Annotated in this window: 18 protein-coding genes; 13 read left to right on the plus strand and 5 right to left on the minus strand. The window is 68.9% G+C overall.

The annotated features are described in order from the left end of the window. Positions 1-18 precede the first annotated feature (18 nt). The 5 genes from DM480_RS05700 (at position 19) to DM480_RS05720 (ending at position 3435) form a co-directional block, all read left to right on the plus strand. Positions 19-315 carry a BolA family protein gene (locus DM480_RS05700; RefSeq protein ID WP_115377978.1) on the plus strand — a complete coding sequence of 99 codons (297 nt, stop codon included), beginning with the start codon at positions 19-21 and terminating at the stop codon, positions 313-315. Next, entirely contained in the window at positions 312-1019 is a 708-nt protein-coding gene (locus DM480_RS05705) for a glutathione S-transferase (RefSeq protein ID WP_115377979.1), read from the plus strand. Before DM480_RS05700 ends, DM480_RS05705 begins: the two co-directional genes overlap by 4 nt. Beyond that, positions 1009-1497 carry an NUDIX hydrolase gene (locus tag DM480_RS05710; protein ID WP_115380888.1) on the plus strand — a complete coding sequence of 163 codons (489 nt, stop codon included), beginning with the start codon at positions 1009-1011 and terminating at the stop codon, positions 1495-1497. The genes DM480_RS05705 and DM480_RS05710 overlap by 11 nt, the downstream gene beginning before the upstream one ends. Then, positions 1467-2366: a pirin family protein gene (locus tag DM480_RS05715; protein WP_115377980.1), complete on the plus strand. Its 900-nt coding sequence runs from the start codon at positions 1467-1469 to the stop codon at positions 2364-2366. Before DM480_RS05710 ends, DM480_RS05715 begins: the two co-directional genes overlap by 31 nt. 187 nt (positions 2367-2553) lie before the next feature. Continuing rightward, positions 2554-3435, plus strand: coding sequence for an alpha/beta fold hydrolase (locus DM480_RS05720; RefSeq protein ID WP_115377981.1), 882 nt, complete (start codon positions 2554-2556; stop codon positions 3433-3435). 7 nt (positions 3436-3442) lie between these two features. Here DM480_RS05720 and DM480_RS05725 read toward each other — a convergent pair whose 3' ends face one another. Next, positions 3443-3865 carry an energy transducer TonB gene (locus DM480_RS05725; RefSeq protein ID WP_115377982.1) on the minus strand — a complete coding sequence of 141 codons (423 nt, stop codon included), beginning with the start codon at positions 3863-3865 and terminating at the stop codon, positions 3443-3445. 260 nt (positions 3866-4125) lie between these two features. Between DM480_RS05725 and hisG the strand changes: the two genes are divergently transcribed. The 8 genes from hisG to DM480_RS05765 all read left to right on the plus strand — a co-directional run bounded on the left by hisG (position 4126) and on the right by DM480_RS05765 (position 12746). Next, positions 4126-4878 carry an ATP phosphoribosyltransferase gene (gene hisG / locus DM480_RS05730; RefSeq protein WP_232834137.1) on the plus strand — a complete coding sequence of 251 codons (753 nt, stop codon included), beginning with the start codon at positions 4126-4128 and terminating at the stop codon, positions 4876-4878. Further along, entirely contained in the window at positions 4875-6170 is a 1296-nt protein-coding gene (hisD, locus tag DM480_RS05735) for a histidinol dehydrogenase (RefSeq protein WP_115377983.1), read from the plus strand. Before hisG ends, hisD begins: the two co-directional genes overlap by 4 nt. Positions 6171-6300: 130 nt before the next feature. Beyond that, positions 6301-6768 carry a PilZ domain-containing protein gene (locus DM480_RS05740; protein WP_115377984.1) on the plus strand — a complete coding sequence of 156 codons (468 nt, stop codon included), beginning with the start codon at positions 6301-6303 and terminating at the stop codon, positions 6766-6768. Then, positions 6758-7213, plus strand: a complete 456-nt coding sequence (gene nusB / locus DM480_RS05745; RefSeq protein ID WP_115377985.1) for a transcription antitermination factor NusB — start codon at positions 6758-6760, stop codon at positions 7211-7213. Before DM480_RS05740 ends, nusB begins: the two co-directional genes overlap by 11 nt. Continuing rightward, positions 7210-8118 carry a thiamine-phosphate kinase gene (thiL, locus tag DM480_RS05750; protein ID WP_115377986.1) on the plus strand — a complete coding sequence of 303 codons (909 nt, stop codon included), beginning with the start codon at positions 7210-7212 and terminating at the stop codon, positions 8116-8118. The genes nusB and thiL overlap by 4 nt, the downstream gene beginning before the upstream one ends. A 101-nt stretch (positions 8119-8219) precedes the next feature. After that, positions 8220-10394, plus strand: coding sequence for a sodium-translocating pyrophosphatase (locus tag DM480_RS05755; RefSeq protein WP_115377987.1), 2175 nt, complete (start codon positions 8220-8222; stop codon positions 10392-10394). Positions 10395-10470: 76 nt separating this feature from the next. Beyond that, complete coding sequence (locus DM480_RS05760) at positions 10471-12039, plus strand: alkaline phosphatase D family protein (protein ID WP_115377988.1); 1569 nt, start codon at positions 10471-10473, stop codon at positions 12037-12039. 137 nt (positions 12040-12176) lie between these two features. After that, positions 12177-12746 (plus strand): ATP-dependent Clp protease proteolytic subunit, encoded by a 570-nt coding sequence (locus tag DM480_RS05765; protein ID WP_115377989.1) that lies wholly within the window; start codon positions 12177-12179, stop codon positions 12744-12746. Positions 12747-12749: 3 nt separating this feature from the next. Here DM480_RS05765 and DM480_RS05770 read toward each other — a convergent pair whose 3' ends face one another. Genes DM480_RS05770 through DM480_RS05785 form a run of 4 tightly spaced genes read right to left on the minus strand, consistent with a single transcriptional unit; the run spans position 12750 to position 16792 of the window. After that, complete coding sequence (locus DM480_RS05770; RefSeq protein ID WP_115377990.1) at positions 12750-13499, minus strand: peptidase; 750 nt, start codon at positions 13497-13499, stop codon at positions 12750-12752. 16 nt (positions 13500-13515) lie between these two features. After that, positions 13516-14340 (minus strand): transglutaminase family protein, encoded by an 825-nt coding sequence (locus DM480_RS05775; RefSeq protein WP_115377991.1) that lies wholly within the window; start codon positions 14338-14340, stop codon positions 13516-13518. Further along, complete coding sequence (locus DM480_RS05780) at positions 14340-15275, minus strand: alpha-E domain-containing protein (protein ID WP_115377992.1); 936 nt, start codon at positions 15273-15275, stop codon at positions 14340-14342. Before DM480_RS05780 ends, DM480_RS05775 begins: the two co-directional genes overlap by 1 nt. After that, the gene (locus DM480_RS05785) at positions 15275-16792 is read right to left on the minus strand and encodes a circularly permuted type 2 ATP-grasp protein (RefSeq protein ID WP_115377993.1); all 1518 of its coding nucleotides are present in this window, start codon (positions 16790-16792) and stop codon (positions 15275-15277) included. The genes DM480_RS05780 and DM480_RS05785 overlap by 1 nt, the downstream gene beginning before the upstream one ends.

The following is a 16792-nucleotide window of genomic DNA, read 5'->3' on the forward strand; positions in this document are numbered from 1 at the left end:
TCCGGCTATATAGGGGCGATGACCGACCTCGCCACCGCCCCCCTCGCCGACATCATCGCGGCCCGCCTGACGCACGCGCTCGCGCCGACCAGCCTCACCGTCACCAACGACAGCCACCACCATGCCGGCCACATGGGCGACGACGGCACGGGCGAGACGCATTTCACCGTCGTCGTGGAGAGCGCACGCTTCGTCGGCCTGAACCGCGTCCAGCAGCAGCGGCTGGTGAACCAGGCGCTCGCGGATCTGTTGGAGAGCCGCATCCATGCGCTCGCCATCCGGACGAGCGCGCCCGGGAACCCTTCCAACGCATGACCTATCACCTCTGGTATTGGCCCTCGATCCAGGGGCGCGGCGAGTTCGTCCGCCTCGCACTGGAAGCCGCCGGCCTCGACTATCGCGACTGCGCGCGCCTGCGCGGGGCGGAGGCTTTGCTCGACGACCTCGAGACGCGCGGCGAAAGCGGTCGCGGCCCGTTCGCGCCGCCCTATCTAGACACGCCCCACGGCACGATCGCGCAGGTCGCCAACATCCTCCTCTATCTCGGCGAGCGTCATGACCTCGCCCCCGCCGCCGACAGGCTGTGGCTGCACCAGCTGCAGCTGACGATCGCCGATTTCATCGCGGAGGTGCACGCCGTCCATCACCCGGTCGGCACCGGCGACTATTACGAGGACCAGAAGCCGGAGGCCGCACGCGCCGCGCGCGCCTTCCGCGACGAACGCCTGCCCAAGTTCCTCGACCATTTCGAGGACGCCGCATCCAGCGCGGGCGGGCCGTTCGTCACGGGTTCCGGCTGGACCTACGCGGACACCTCGCTGTTCCAGATCGTCGCGGGGCTACGCTATATGTTCCCGCGGCGGATGGCGTCGCTGGAGGGCGAATATCCCGGCCTTGTGCGCCTGCACGACGCGGTCGCCGAACTGCCGCGCATCGCTGCCTATCTCGCCAGCGACCGCCGCATCGCGTTCAACACCGACGGCATCTTCCGCCACTATCCCGAACTCGATGCGAATTGATCCCGCCCCGACCCGCGTGCCACGCCCGGCGGCGCGCATCCTGCTCGTCGACGCGCAGGGACGCGTGCTGCTGATGCGCTTCACCCCCGCCGACCGGCCGCCGCTCTGGTGCACGCCGGGCGGCGCGGTCGATCCGGGCGAAAGCTATGCCGCCGCCGCGCGCCGCGAATTGTGGGAAGAGGTGGGGCTGGACATCGACTGCGGGCCGGAGGTCGCGCGCCGCGTCGTCGATTTCGTGACATTCGAAGGCGTCGCGGTCAACGCCGACGAACGCTATTTCCGCGTCGACGTCGATGCGTGCGAGGTTCGGGCGGCGGCGCTCACCCCGCTCGAACGACGCGTGCTCGCCGGCTGGCGCTGGTTCGAGACCCATGAACTGGCCGACTGGCCCGAAACCATCTACCCACAGGATCTGGCCGATCTGCTCGACCGGACGAAAGGCACCTCATGCTCGATGATTTCGTCGAACGCACCCTGACCCCCGTCACGCACGACCTCGGCGGGTTCAAGGTCCACCGCACCCTGCCGGCGAAGGACCGCACGATGGTCGGCCCGTTCCTGTTCTTCGACCAGATGGGCCCGGCGCATCTGCCGACGGGCGGCGGCATCGACGTGCGCCCGCATCCGCACATCAACCTCGCCACCGTCACCTATCTGTTCGACGGCGCGATCGACCATCGCGATTCGCTGGGCACCTGCGCCCGGATCGAGCCCGGTGCGGTCAATCTGATGACCGCGGGCCGCGGCATCGTCCATTCGGAACGCTCGCCGGGCGACGAGCGCGCGCACGGCCCCGTCCTGTCCGGCATCCAGACCTGGCTCGCGCTGCCCGACGCGCAGGAAGAGATCGACCCCGCGTTCGAACATGTCGGCAAGGCCGAACTGCCGACGGTCGAGGCGCACGGCGCGCGCGCGCGGATCATCATGGGGGAACTCTGGGGGGCAAGCGCGCCGACCACCACCTATGCCGGCACGATCTACGCCGATATCGCGCTCGACGCGGGCGCCAGCGTCCCGATCGACGCCGCGGCGGAGGAACGCGCGCTCTATCTCGCATTCGGCGAAGCCAGCCTCGAGGGCGTGCCGCTCGAACCGATGCAGCTCTACATCCTCAAGCCCGGCGTGCCCGCGACGTTGCGCTCCGACACGGGCGGGCGCGCGATGCTGTGCGGCGGCGACGCCTTCGCGACGCCGCGCCACGTCTGGTGGAACTTCGTCTCCTCCCGCCGCGACCGCATCAACGAGGCGAAGCGCGCCTGGAAGGCGGGCGAATTCCCGACCGTGCCGGGCGACGACCAGGAATGGATTCCGATCCCCGAAGTGCCGAAGACGGTAAGCTATCCGTGAACACACACCCTCACCCTTCCCACCCGGCTTCGCCGGGCGGCCCCAGAGACGGGTCGGTTCTGCCCCCGGCAGAACCTCAACGGCGCGGGGCGCTGTTGACCCGTCACTCCTCTTCCGACGGGAGAGGGAGGGAGGCCCAAAGCGCGGAAAGGGTGAGGGCGGCCGACGAGACGAGAGGGACATCAGAATGACCAGCAACCTGCGACGCCTTACCCTCGCCACCGGCGTCGACCTCGACGTCCGGATCGCCGGCGACCCCGCGCATCCGCCGGTCATCCTGCTCCACGGCTTTCCCGAATCGCACCGTACCTGGCGCGGCATCGTCCCCGATCTCGCCCGCGACCATTACGTCGTCGCCCCCGACCAGCGCGGCTATGCGCGCTCGTCGAAGCCGGACGGCGTCGACGCCTACACGCCCGAAAAGATCGTCGCCGACCTGATCGCGCTCGCCGACACGCTGGGCATCGACCGCTTCACGCTCGTCGGCCACGACTGGGGCGGCGCGGTCGCGTGGATGGCGGCGCTGACCCGTCCCGATCGCGTCGCGCGGCTCGTCATCGTCAACGCGCCGCACCCCTATCTCTTCCAGCGCGCGCTGTTCGATTCGCCCGAGCAGCGCCGCGCCAGCCAGTATATCACCCGCTTTCGCGATACCGCGATCGACCAGGGGCTGGTCGGCGCGGGGCTCGAACGCTTCTTCGGTTCGACCTTCGCGCATCACGTGGCCACCGCGATCGCCGGCGCGGACAAGGCCGCCTATCTCGACGAATGGAGCCAGCCGGGCGCGATGACCGCGATGCTGAACTGGTATCGCGCCTCCACCGTCGTCGTGCCGGCACCGGGCGAGGATGCGCCCCGCCCCGCCTTCCTCGATCGTCCGTTCCCGCCGGTGACGCAGGATACGCTGGTGATCTGGGGCACGCGCGACACCGCGCTGCTGCCCGAACTGGTCGACGATCTTGCCCCCTACGTCCCCAAGCTGACCGTCGAAAAGATCGACGCGGGCCATTTCGTAACCTGGGAAAAGCCGGACGCCGTCGTCGCCGCGATGCGCCGCTGGGGGATCTGACGCGCGATCAGCCCGCCGGCGGCGGGGGCACGACGTCGTCCGGCGCAGGCACGACATCGGCCGCCGGGTTGATCCGCCACATCACGCCGGGCAGGTCGTACTGACCCTTCACCGGCCGGCCCTTGCGGTCGGTGGCGGGCGCGAACAGTCCATGGTGGTGCGCCAGTACGCAGGTCGCATTGTCGAGGTCGGGAAAGCCGCTGCTGCGCTGCACGACGCAGTCGGTCACCGATCCCTTGTTGTCGATCGACAGCCGCACGAACACGCGCCCCTGCTCGCCGGCACGCATCGCCGCAGGCGGGTAGTTGTCCGCGCCGAACCACTGCGCCGGACTGCCCAGCGGCTGGGGCGGCGCGCTGCGATCGCGCGCCATCGCGGGCGTGGCGAAGGTCAGCAACGTCGTCGTGGCGAGCGTCATGGCGCGGTTCATCGGAAAACGGGTCCCCCAAATGTCGCCCGATGCTAACGCATGCCGGCTTACGGCGTCCTTACAGCATCGACCCTGTGCGCCGGGTCGCTGCGTACCTATATCCTACCCGTGACCCGCACCGCCCTGCCCGTCCCGATCATCCGCATAACGATCGAACGACGACGCGACAGGAGATTGCGCGAGTTGGTGTCAACTTTGTCAAGACTCGCGGGCGCGCTGGCGTGTTGCCCCTCGTCCGCCGCCGCCGTAAAGCCCGCCGCGTGACCCAGCCGCTGATCATCGCCGTGCCCAAGGGGCGCATCCTTGCCGAAGCGGTGCCGCTACTCGCCGCTGCCGGCATCGTGCCCGAACCCGCCTTCTCCGACGAAGACAGCCGCGCGCTGCGCTTCGCCACCGACCGGCCCGGCATCGAGCTGATCCGCGTGCGCGCGTTCGACGTCGCGACCTTCGTCGCCCATGGCGCCGCGCAGCTCGGCATCGTCGGTTCCGACGTCATCGCCGAATTCGGCTATTCCGAACTCTACGCGCCCGTCGACCTCGGCATCGGCCATTGCCGCATCTCTGTCGCGGAGCCTGCCGCGATGGCCGCGGGCGACGACCCGCGCGGCTGGAGCCACGTGCGCGTCGCGACCAAATATCCGCACATCACCGCCGCGCATTTCGCGGCCCGCGGCGTCCAGGCGGAATGCGTCAAGCTCAACGGCGCGATGGAGCTTGCCCCGACGCTTGGCCTTGCGCCGCGGATCGTCGACCTCGTCAGCTCGGGCCGCACGCTCAAGGAGAACGGCCTCGTCGAGGTGGAGGTGATCGCCGAAGTCAGCAGCCGCCTCGTCGTCAACCGCGCCGCGATGAAGACGCGCGCCGAGGTCGTGCCGCTGGTCGAGGCGTTCCGGCGCGCGGTAAAGCCCCTCCCCTTCAGGGGAGGGGTTGGGGTGGGGAACGCCGCCAGCGATTTGATCAATAGGGCGTCCCCCACCCCTAACCCCTCCCCTGAAGGGGAGGGGCTTCGATGATCCGCCTCGACACCCGCGACGCCGGTTTCGCCGACGCCTTCGCCGCGCTCGTCGACGCGCGCCGCGAAACCGCGACCGATGTCGCGCGCGACGTCGCGACGATCCTGCGCGCCGTCCGCGACGAGGGCGAGGCTGCGGTCGCCGCCTTCACGCAGAAACTCGACCGCCACGACCTCGCCGAAACCGGCTGGCAGATCGAACCCGCCGCCTGTGCCGCGGCCTATGACGCGCTGGAGCCGGAATTGCGCGCCGCGCTCGACCTCGCCGCGCGGCGCATCCGCACCTATCACGAAAAACAGCGCCCCGCCGACAGCGACTGGCGGGATGCCGCCGGCGTGCGGCTCGGCGCGCGCTGGACGCCGGTCGATGCGGCGGGCCTCTACGTTCCCGGCGGTCGCGCGGCCTATCCCTCGTCGCTGCTGATGAACGCCATCCCCGCCAAGGTCGCGGGCGTCGAACGCTTGGTGATGGTTACTCCGACCCCGGATGGCCGGATCAACCATCTCGTCCTCGCCGCCGCGCATCTGGCGGGCGTCGACGAGGTATGGCGGATCGGCGGTGCGCAGGCGATCGGTGCGCTCGCCTATGGCGCGGGCCGCATCGCGCCCGTCGACGTCGTCACCGGCCCCGGCAACGCCTGGGTCGCGGAGGCGAAGCGCCAAGTCTATGGCGTCGTCGGCATCGACATGGTCGCCGGCCCCAGCGAGATCGTCGTCGTCGCCGACGGCCGCAACGATCCGCAGATCACCGCCGCCGACCTGCTCAGCCAGGCCGAGCACGACACGGTCACGCAATCGATCCTGTTCACCGACGACGCCGCCTTCGCCGATGCGGTCGCCGCGGCGGTGGAGACGGAACTGGGCGCACTCGCGACGCACGCGGTCGCTCGCGCCGCGTGGGACGCCAACGGCGCGATCGTCGTCGTCGATTCGCTGGCGGCGGCGTGCCCGCTCGTCGACCGGCTCGCGCCAGAGCATCTGCAGCTGTCGGTCGAGGATCCCGACGCACTGTTCGCGCGCATCCGCCATGCGGGCAGCGTGTTTCTCGGCCGCCACACGCCCGAGGCGATCGGTGATTATGTCGCCGGGCCGAACCACGTCCTGCCGACGGGCCGCCGGGCGCGATTCGCGTCGGGCCTGTCGGTGCTCGACTTCATGAAGCGGACGAGCTTCCTCGGCCTCGACGAGCGCGCGCTCGCCGAGCTCGGCCCGGCGACGGTCGCGCTGGCCGAGGCGGAAGGGCTGCCGGCGCACGCGCGGTCCGTCGCGCTGCGGCTGCGGTTCAACCGCTGAACGGGGCGGCCCGGGTTCGGGGGAGATTTCGGAAGACGCGGTAACCTGATCTTATCGATCTTTGTCGATTTTGGACATTAAGCTGACGGCACGTCGGCACAGGAGATCAAGATCACAAGGATCGCATTGCATGCCGCACGAGATGCCCCGGGAGAAACTTCGTCTGGCCCGCCTTCGCGCTCATCAGCGCTTTCCGACGCGGTTCGACGCGATGATCGAATATGATCGCGGATCGCTGACCATCAGGGTGGCCGACATATCCGCCCGCGGCGCGCGATTATGCTTCGTCGATCGCATACCCGGCCCGATCGTCGGCAAACGCATCAAGCTTCTGGCGATCAATCTTGCCGTCGAGGCGCGGGTCGTCTGGCAGTCGGCGCAGGAATGCGGCATCGTGCTCGATACCCCGATCGCACCGCTCACCGTGGTGCGCGGCAATTATCTGCCGCTGCAGCATCTGCGCAGCCAGTACGTGGCGGCATGCCCGTCGGCCGACGCCTGCCAGATTTGCGGCCTGCCGCCGCGTTCGCGCTGCGTCGTATGCCAAAGGGGTGACGTCGTCGTGTCGCACGACTACATGGCGCCGGATGTCTCGTAGTTCCGACCGTACCACCGCGCGCGCCGCCGCCCGTCTCGCCGCCGTCCAGGCCCTGTACCAGCACGAGATGGAGGGCACCGCCATCCCCGCGCTGCTCCACGAATTCCACCAGCACCGTATCGGTGCGACGATCGAGGACGTCGAATATGCCGACGCCGACGTCGATTTCTTCGATGACATCGTCACCGGCGCGCACGCCCGTGCCGGCGAGATCGACATGGCGATCGAGAAGAAGCTCGCCAGCGGCTGGACGCTCGCCCGGCTCGACAAGCCGATGAAGGCGCTGCTGCGCGCCGGCACCTACGAACTGATGGCGCGCAAGGACGTGCCCGTCGGTGCGACGATCAGCGAATATGTCGACGTCGCGCACGCCTTCTATGAACGGCGCGAGGCAGGCTTCGTCAACGGCCTGCTCGACGGCATCGCCAAGGATGTGCGCAGCTGAACGAGGCCGACTTCCTCGACGCGCTGCGCGCGCTGCCTATCCACGTCGCCGCGCGTGGGCTTCGCGACGACGTGGCGCGGCTGATCCACGCGCCGCTCGTCGTCACCACCGATACGCTGGTCGAGGGAGTGCATTTCCTGCCCGACGACCCGCCTGCCGATGTGGCGTGGAAGCTGGTCGCGACCAACCTGTCCGACATCGCGGGCAAGGGCGCGCGGCCGGAAGGGATCCTGCTCAACTATCCGCTGTCGGACGAGGACTGGGACCGCGCCTTCCTCGTCGGACTCGGCGCGGTGCTGACGGCGTGCGGCACCGGACTGCTCGGCGGCGACACCGTGACCCTGCCAAGGGGCGCGCCGCGCATCCTCACCGTCACCGCGTTCGGTGGCGACACCCCTGCTCCGCCCCGCGGCGGCGCGGGCGAAAACGACGCGCTCTGGGTGACCGGCACGATCGGCGACGCGGGCGCAGGCCTTGCCATCGCGCGCGGAAAACCGGGGCCGGCGGCGCTCGCCGACCGCTATCGCCGCCCGATGCCGCGGCTGGCCGAGGGGCGCGTGCTGTCGCGCGTCGCGCATGCGATGATGGACGTGTCCGACGGCCTGCTGATCGATGCGGCGCGCATGGGCGCGGCGAGCGGCCTCGCCGTCGAGATCGATCTGGCCGCCGTGCCGCTGTCCGTGGACTATCGCGCGCATCGCGGGGACGATCGCGGCGCGCGCCTCGCCGCCGCGACGGCGGGCGACGATTACGAATTGCTCTTCGCCATGCCCGCCAACACCGTTCCCGCGGTGCCCGCGACCCGGATCGGCCGTTTTCGTCGCGGCGCCGGCCTGTGGCTTCAGGATGATGGCGACGCCGTGCCGCTGCCGCCGTCGCTCGGCTTTCAGCACAGGTCCGCCTGACCGGCGCTTGCGCTCCGCCCCCGCGCGCCATAGCCTCTCCCCCTCGCGCAAGACCGGGGGCACATCGGCGACGCGCGTCCACAGGAGAAGGATCGCTGCGAATGACCACGGTCACTATCGCCATCCTCTGCGGCCTCGTCGCCGTGGTCTATGGCTTCGTCACCAGCCAACAGGTGCTGCGCGCCTCGCCGGGCGATGCCCGGATGCAGGATATCGCCGCCGCCATCCAGGAAGGCGCCAAGGCGTATCTCGGCCGCCAGTATACCACCATCGCGATCGTCGGCGTCGTCGTCGCCGTCATCCTGTTCGCGACATTGGGCCTGCTCTCGACGGTCGGCTTCGCGATCGGCGCGATCCTGTCGGGCGTCGCGGGCTTCGTCGGCATGACCATCTCGGTCCGCGCCAACGTGCGCACCGCGGAGGCCGCGCGCACCAGCCTGCAGGGCGGCCTGACGCTCGCCTTCCGCTCCGGCGCGGTGACGGGGATGCTTGTCGCGGGGCTCGGCCTGCTCGCGATCGCGGGCTTCTTCTGGTATCTCACCGGCCCCGGCGGCCATGCGCCGGGCGACCGCGTCATCGTCGAGGCACTGACCGCGCTCGCCTTCGGCGCCAGCCTCATCTCGATCTTCGCCCGCCTCGGCGGCGGCATCTTCACCAAGGCCGCCGACGTCGGCGCCGATCTCGTCGGCAAGGTCGAGGCGGGGATTCCGGAGGATGACCCCCGCAATCCCGCGGTCATCGCCGATAACGTCGGCGACAATGTCGGCGATTGCGCCGGCATGGCCGCCGACCTGTTCGAAACCTATGTCGTGACGCTGGGCGTGACGATGGTGTCGATCGCACTGCTCGTCAAAGCCGACAGCGCCGAACTGATGCGCCTCATGAGCCTGCCCTTGCTTGTCGGCGGCGTGTGCATCGTCACCTCGATCATCGGCACCTATATGGTGCGCCTCGGCCGCAGCGGCTCGATCATGGGCGCGCTGTACAAGGGGTTCTGGACCAGCGCGCTCCTGTCGATCCCGGCGATCTACCTCGCCTGCCGCTACGTGCTCGGCGATCTCAACCGCTCGCTCGGCGGCGCGGGCTTCCTCGACGCGGTCACCGACGATCTGACCAACGGCTATGACGCGCCCGCTGCGGCCGCCGCGGCGCAGGTGGGCGCGAGCTTCACGGGAATGGACCTGTTCTGGTGCATGGTGATCGGCCTCGCCGTCACCGGTCTCATCGTCTGGATCACCGAATATTACACCGGCACCGCCTATCGCCCGGTCCGCTCGATCGCGCGGGCGAGCGAGACGGGCCACGGCACCAACGTCATCCAGGGGCTGGCGATCAGCCTGGAGGCGACCGCGCTGCCGACGCTCGTCATCGTCGTCGCGGTCATCGCCACCTACCAGCTTGCCGGGATCATCGGCATCGCCTTCGCCGCGACCAGCATGCTCGCGCTCGCCGGCATGGTCGTCGCACTCGACGCCTATGGCCCGGTCACCGACAATGCCGGCGGCATCGCCGAGATGGCGGGTCTGCCCGACGACGTGCGCCACCGCACCGATGCGCTCGACGCGGTCGGCAACACGACCAAGGCGGTGACCAAGGGCTATGCGATCGGCTCTGCGGGGCTCGCCGCGCTGGTGCTGTTCGGCGCGTACACCACGGACCTCGGTACCTATTTCCCCGATATCACCGTCGATTTCAGCCTGTCCAACCCCTACGTCATCGTCGGGCTGCTGCTCGGCGCGCTGCTCCCCTATCTATTCGGCGCGTTCGGCATGACCGCGGTCGGCCGCGCGGCGGGCGCGGTGGTCGAGGAGGTGCGCGGCCAGTTCCGCGACAATCCGGGGATCATGGCGGGAACCAGCCGCCCCAATTATGGCCGCACCGTCGATCTCGTCACCCGCGCCGCGATCCGCGAGATGATCGTGCCCAGCCTGCTCCCCGTGCTGTCCCCGATCGCGGTCTATTTCATCGTCCGCGCGGTGGCGGGGCAGTCGAACGGCTTCGCGGCCCTGGGCGCGATGCTGCTCGGCGTCATCGTGTCGGGCCTGTTCGTTGCGCTGTCGATGACCAGCGGCGGCGGCGCGTGGGACAATGCCAAGAAATATATCGAGGACGGCAACCACGGCGGCAAGGGCTCGGAAGCGCACAAGGCCGCGGTCACCGGCGATACCGTCGGCGATCCGTACAAGGATACCGCAGGCCCCGCGGTCAACCCGATGATCAAGATCACCAATATCGTCGCGCTGCTGCTGCTCGCAGCCCTCGCGGGCGGCGGCTGATCTTGTCCCGGCGACGTCCCGCGCGCCGGACGTCGCCGGTCATCAGCCTGCAACAGTCGGCGCGCAGGCGGCGGGCATGACGCCCCGCTCGCCGCTCGCCCGCCTGACCCGTCGCAGTCTCATCGCCGGCACGCCGCTGCTGCTCGCAGCACCGGCGATCCTGCGCGCGCAACAATTGTTCGCCCAATACCCCTTCCGCCTCGGCGTCGCCGCGGGCGATCCCACGTCCGACGGCTTCGTCATCTGGACCCGCCTCGCGCCCGATCCGCTCGCCGATCACGCCGGGATGCCGATGCAGCCCGTCGCCGTCGACTGGCAGGTCGCGTCCGACGACCGCTTCGACCGGGTGGTCGCGCACGGCAGCGCGATCGCGCACCCCGACCTCGGCCATTCGGTGCATGTCGAGGTCGCCGGCCTCGCTTCCGATCGCCCCTATTGGTATCGCTTCACCGTCGGGCGCGAGCGGTCGATCGCCGGGCGGGCCCGCACGCTGCCGGCGGCGGGCAGTCGCCTCGACCGGCTGCGCTTCGCGGTCGCGGGCTGCCAGAATTACGAGGACGGCCTGTTCACCGCCTACCGCCATCTCGCGAACGACGATCCCGCCTTCGTCTTCCATTACGGCGACTATATCTACGAAGGCCGATCGTCGCCCGTCCCGGTCGGATATGACGGCAGGCCGCGCCGGTTCGTACGCGCGCATGTCGGCCAGCAATTGTACGATCTCGCCGATTATCGCCGCCGCTATGCGCAGTACAAGCTCGACCCCGACCTCCAGGCCGCGCATGCCGCCACCGCCTGGTTCGCGACGTTCGACGACCATGAGGTGGAAAACAACTGGGTCGGCTTGGTCGACCAGGAAAATGACCCGCCCGAACAGTTCGCGCTGCGCCGCGCCGCGGCGTTCCAGGCCTATTACGAGAATATGCCGATGCGCCGCGCGGCCATGCCGGTGGCGGGCAGCGTCCAGCTCTATCGCCGCGCGCTGGTCGGCGATCTCGTCGACCTCCACCTGCTCGACACGCGCCAGTTCCGCACCGACCAGCCTTGCGGCGACGGGTTCAAGCCCGCCTGCCCCGGCGTCGCCGATCGAAACGCGCAGGTGATGGGCGTAAAGCAGGAAGGCTGGCTCGCCGATGCGCTGCACCAGCGCGCCGCCCGCTGGCAGGCGCTGGCGCAGCAGGTGATGATGATGCCGCTCGACCGCCGCACCGGCGACGAACCTGCGCCGATTCGGAACATGGACAGCTGGGCGGGCTATGACGCTCCGCGCGAGCGGGTGCTCGCGATGCTCGACGGCGTCCCCGGCGCGGTCGTGCTGACCGGCGACGAGCACCAGAATTTCCTCGGCGAACTGCGCCGCGACGGTGGCCGCGGCAAGAGCGTCGCCACCGAATTCGTTAGCACCTCGATCAGTTCGGGCGGCGATGGCGCCGACGTGCGCAAGGGCGCCGACCGGATCGCGGCGGAAAACCCCTTCCTCGCCTGGACGAACGACCGGCGCGGCTATCTGCTCTGCGACGTCGACCGGCAAATGTGGCGCGGCGCGTTCCGCACCGTCGATGCGGTGTCCACCCCCGACGCGCCCGTGCGCACCGCCGGCACCGCGACGATCGCGTTCGGCGACCCGACCCCGCACATTGCCTGAGCCAAGCCAGTTCGGCGCGGCGCGGAACACGCCTTCAGACCGGAGCGTCGAGCCTGATCGCGTTCCCATCGTTGTTCGGGGCAGGCTTATACGGGCATAATGCGGGAACCCGATCCCACCCCGCAGCTTATGGCGGCATGGACACGGAACCTCTTTCACCCGCCGACTTCGCCAAGCCCGCGATCCTGCTTTCCGGCACGGTCGACCAAGCCATGTACGCACGGTTCCGCGAACAGCTCGATATTGCACCGACAGAGGGGCTGTGCGTGATCGGACTGTCGACGCTCGGTGGCGATCCGGAGGTCGCGCGGATGATGGGCGAGGACGTCCGTTTCCACAGCGACGTCGCACCCGGCCGGCGCATGGTGTTCCTTGGCAAGACCGCAGTCTATTCCGCCGGCGCGACCCTCATGAGCTTCTTCGCGCGATCCAATCGTTATCTGACCCGTGGGACGCGGTTGATGATCCACGAACGGCTGATGGGATCGACGTTGCAGATCAACGGACCGCTGACCCAATGCATCGCCACGGTCGAGGCCAAGCTCAACGAATTGCGGGCGTCGATCACGATCCAGAATGAAGGGTTCGAAAACCTCGTGCGCGGGTCGCATGTCACGCTCGACGAGGTGATCGGCCGCGCGCCGAGCAATTGGTACGTCGATGCGAACGAAGCCTGCGCGCTCGGCCTCGTCGAGGCGGTGCTCTGAACGTCAGTCGTCCGTCATGAAGGGCGGCGGCGGGATCGTGGCGCGCACGTCGTCGAGCAGCATCGACCAGCGCATCGACAGATCGTCGAAATAGGCGTCACGCTCCTCGATCCGGCGCGACACGATCGGCGCGGCGTGATCGGTGGGGATGACGATCAGGTCGATCGGGCGACCGACGGACAGGTTGGATCGCATCGTCGAGTCGAAGCTGATAAGCCCAAGCTTCACCGCTTCGCTGGCGGGCATATCGTATCGAAGCGAGCGATCGAGGATAGGCTTGCCGTACTTGATGTCGCCGACCTGCAGAAACGGCTTGTCGCGCTGGCATTCGATGAAATTGCCGGCCTCGTAAAACAGGTACAGTCGCAGCCGCTCGTAACCGATCCGTCCACCGAGCAGCAGCGAGACGCCGCTCGCGATCCCCTGCGCCGCCAGCCCGGTCGACACCTGATTGCGTGCGGTCAGCACCGCCTCGCCGACGAGCTGCGCGGCGCGGAACATGGTCGGCGCGTCGCTGAGCCGGCGCGGCACGCCGCCTTCCTCGATCGGCGGCAGCCCTTCTGCGAGCGTGGAGAGGATCAGCTGCGTCACCGACAGATTGCCCGCGGTCGCCGCCACGAGCAGGCGGTCGGGCCCGCTCGCGACCAAGTGAAGCTTGCGATAGGTCGAGATATCGTCGACGCCGGCATTGGTGCGCGTGTCCGCGATCATCACCAAAGCCTCCTCGACCAGCATGCCGAGACCGTAGGTCACCGCGCGAAACGCTCCATCAACTCTGTCGCTGCCCGCCTGCCTGCGTCACCGACACGGCGACGTCCAGACTTTCCTCGCCCATGCCGGTGCGCGCCCCCGCGATCGGCGCGGCCTCGCGATAGTCCAGCCCCACGGCGACCCGGACATAGGCGTCGTCGGGCGAAATGCCGTTGGCGCTGTCGAAGCCGACCCAGCCCAGATCCTCGATACATGCTTCTGCCCAGGCATGCGCCGCGGGCTGATCGTCCGCACCGTCGCGGCGAAAGAGGTGGCCGGACACGTATCGTGCGGGGATATCCATTTCGCGGGCGGCGGCGACGAAGACGTGCGTGAAATCCTGGCAAACACCATGGCCCATCGCGAGCGCATCGGCCGCGGTGCGGCGCACGTCCATGCCCGTCGCGTCGAAGCGCATCCGTTCCGCCATCAGGCGATTGAGCGCATGCAGCCGGCCCAGCGGATCGGCCGCGGCGGCGCCGGCCGTTTCCGCGAGAGCCCTGATCCCGGCGTCCGCGCTGGTCAGCGGCGAGGATCGCAGGAACACCGCCGCGGGCAGCGGCTCGTTGGTTCCGCGCACGATCCCCGCCCGATCCTCGGTCAGCACCTCTCCCGCCACCTCGATCGTCAGCGCGTCAATCGGCCCGTCGACGTAGACCATCGTCACGTCATTGCCATAGCCATCCCGCGTCGCGCGCAGGCGGGCGTCGCACTCCACGGCGATCTCCCAACCGATCACCGTCTGTCCCGCAAAGCTCGGCGGGGTCAGCCGGGCGAGCTGGACAAGCCGCACCTGCGGCGCCGCGAAGCGGTAGCTGGTGCGATGCCGGATGGACAGGCGCATCAGGTGAACCGGAACTGGTGCGAGATCGCGCGGTCGAGGTCCGCGATCTCGTCGAGGAAACGGCCGAGATATTCGTGCAGGCCGCCCTGGAACAGCGCATCGATGTTGGTCGCGCGCATCGCCTGGCGTTGGCGCCGGGCGAGCCGATCCGCCTCACCCTGCAGGCCCGTCCGCTGCCCGATCCGGTTGAGCAACGTCACGATCCGCTCCATCGACGCCATCAACGAACGCGGCAGCTCGTCCCGCAGGATCAGGAACTCGGCGACCAGCCAAGGTCGCAATCCCTGCCGGTAGAGCCAGCGGTAGGCGGTCACCGCCGACACGGTACGAAGGATGCCGGTCCATTGGTCGCGGTCCACGGCGCCGCCGACGGGCTCACCCTGCGGCAGGAGCAGATGGTATTTGACGTCGAGCAGGCGCGCGGTGCCATTCGCGCGTTCTACCGCCATGCCTAGCGCGATGAGCGCGCGCGCCTCGTTATGGAGCATCCGGTTGAGCGCGCCTTCGAACCCGCGCGCATCCGCCTTGACCTCTTCCGCCAGGTTCAGGATCATCTCCGTATCGCCGAGCTGCTGGCGCCCGCGCACGCTGATCCAGGCGCGGTTGATCGACATCCACGCTTCGCGCGACAGCGCGGTGCGCACGGCACGCGCATTGTGGCGCGCGGCGTCGATGCACGAGCGGATCGAACTGGGGTTGGCGGTAGAGAGCAGCAGGTAGCGCGCGACCTCCGCAGGGTTGAGCGGCGCGCCCGTCGCGGCGAAGCCGGGCGTCGCGGTGGCGACGGCAAGCGCGCTCGACCACGCCTCGCTGCCGGCAGGGCGCGCGGCGAGCTGATCCAGCCGCAACGTCGCTTCGACCAGTTGCGCGGTGAATTCCGCCCGCTCGACGTAGCGGCCAAGCCAGTAGAGCGCGGCGGCGGTGCGCGACAGCATCAGACGGCCCCTCCGGTCGGCGGATCGGTGAACAGGTCGGGCAGGATCTGGCTCTGGTGCATACCCTCCAGCGATTGCGACTGGGTCATGAACGGATCGCCCAGCACGAAACTGTCCTTGGTGCCGCCGCCCTGGCTGGAGTTGACGACCAGCGACCCTTCGCGCAGCGCGACGCGGGTGAGGCCGCCCGGCGTGATCGTGATGCCGTCCGCCTTGGTCAGCACGAAAGGCCGGAAATCGACGTGCCGGGGAGCGAGGCCTTCGTTGACCAGCGTCGGGCAGGTCGACAGCGCGAGCGTCGGCTGCGCGATGTAGCGATGCGGTTCGGCCTTGAGCGCGGCGCGGAACCGTTCGATCTCCGCCCGCGATGCGGTCGGTCCGACGAGCATGCCATAGCCGCCCGACCCGTCGACCAGCTTGACGACGAGTTCGTCGAGATGGTCGAGCGTGTAGGCAAGCGCCTCCGGCTCGCGGCAGCGGAACGTCTGGACGTTGGGCAGCAGCGCCTCGCCGCCCGAATAATAGCGGACGATTTCCGGCATGTAGCTGTAGATCGCCTTGTCGTCGGCGATACCCGTGCCGGGCGCATTGACCAGCGCGACATTGCCCGCGCGATAGGCCGCGATCAGGCCCGGGACGCCGAGCAGCGAATCGGGTCGGAATACGAGCGGGTCGAGGAAGTCGTCATCGATCCGGCGATAGATGACATCGACGCGCACGAGGCCGGAGATCGTGCGCATCCAGACGATATCGTCGCGCACCTCCAAATCCGCCGCCTCGACCAGTTCGATCCCCAGATTGTCGGCCAGGAAACTGTGCTCGTAAAAGGCGGAATTGAATGGACCCGGCGTCAGCAGGACGCAGACCGGCTCGTTCGCGGCGCGATCGGGCGCCACCGACCGCAAGGTCGACAGCAGCGCGTCGGGATAGCCGTCGACCGCCTGCACCGGGAACAGCGTGAACAATTCGGGGCACAGCCGCAGCATCGCCTCGCGGTTTTCGATCATGTACGAGACGCCCGACGGGGTGCGGGCATTGTCTTCCAGGACGTAGAAATCGGTCGGCCCGGTGCGGACCAGGTCGATCCCGCAGATGTGGGCGAAGATGTCGCGCGGCGGGCGTATGTCGGCGATCGGCGCGGCGAATTGCGGATTGCGCAGGATGAGGTCGGCAGGAATGATGCCGTCCTTGAGGATGCGGCGCTTGCCGTAGATGTCGACCAGGAAGGCGTTGATCGCGGCGACGCGCTGTTCCAGCCCGCGGGTCAGTGCGGACCATTCGCGGCTGCTGAACACGCGCGGCAGGATGTCGAAGGGGATGATCCGTTCCGCCGCTTCCTCTTCGCCATAGACGGCGAAGGTTATGCCGATCTGCCGGAAGGCCGCCTCTGCGGCATCGTGCCGCCGCTTCAGGTCGGCGATCGGCGTCCGCGCGATCCAGTCGGTCAGCGCGCGCAGTTCCGGACGCGGGCTGTCGCCGATCCCGTAGGTTTCATCGAATATGCGGCGATCGTGCAT

Origin of the sequence: Sphingomonas sp. FARSPH (assembly GCF_003355005.1) — a bacterium.
Taxonomy (GTDB): Bacteria; Pseudomonadota; Alphaproteobacteria; order Sphingomonadales; family Sphingomonadaceae; genus Sphingomonas.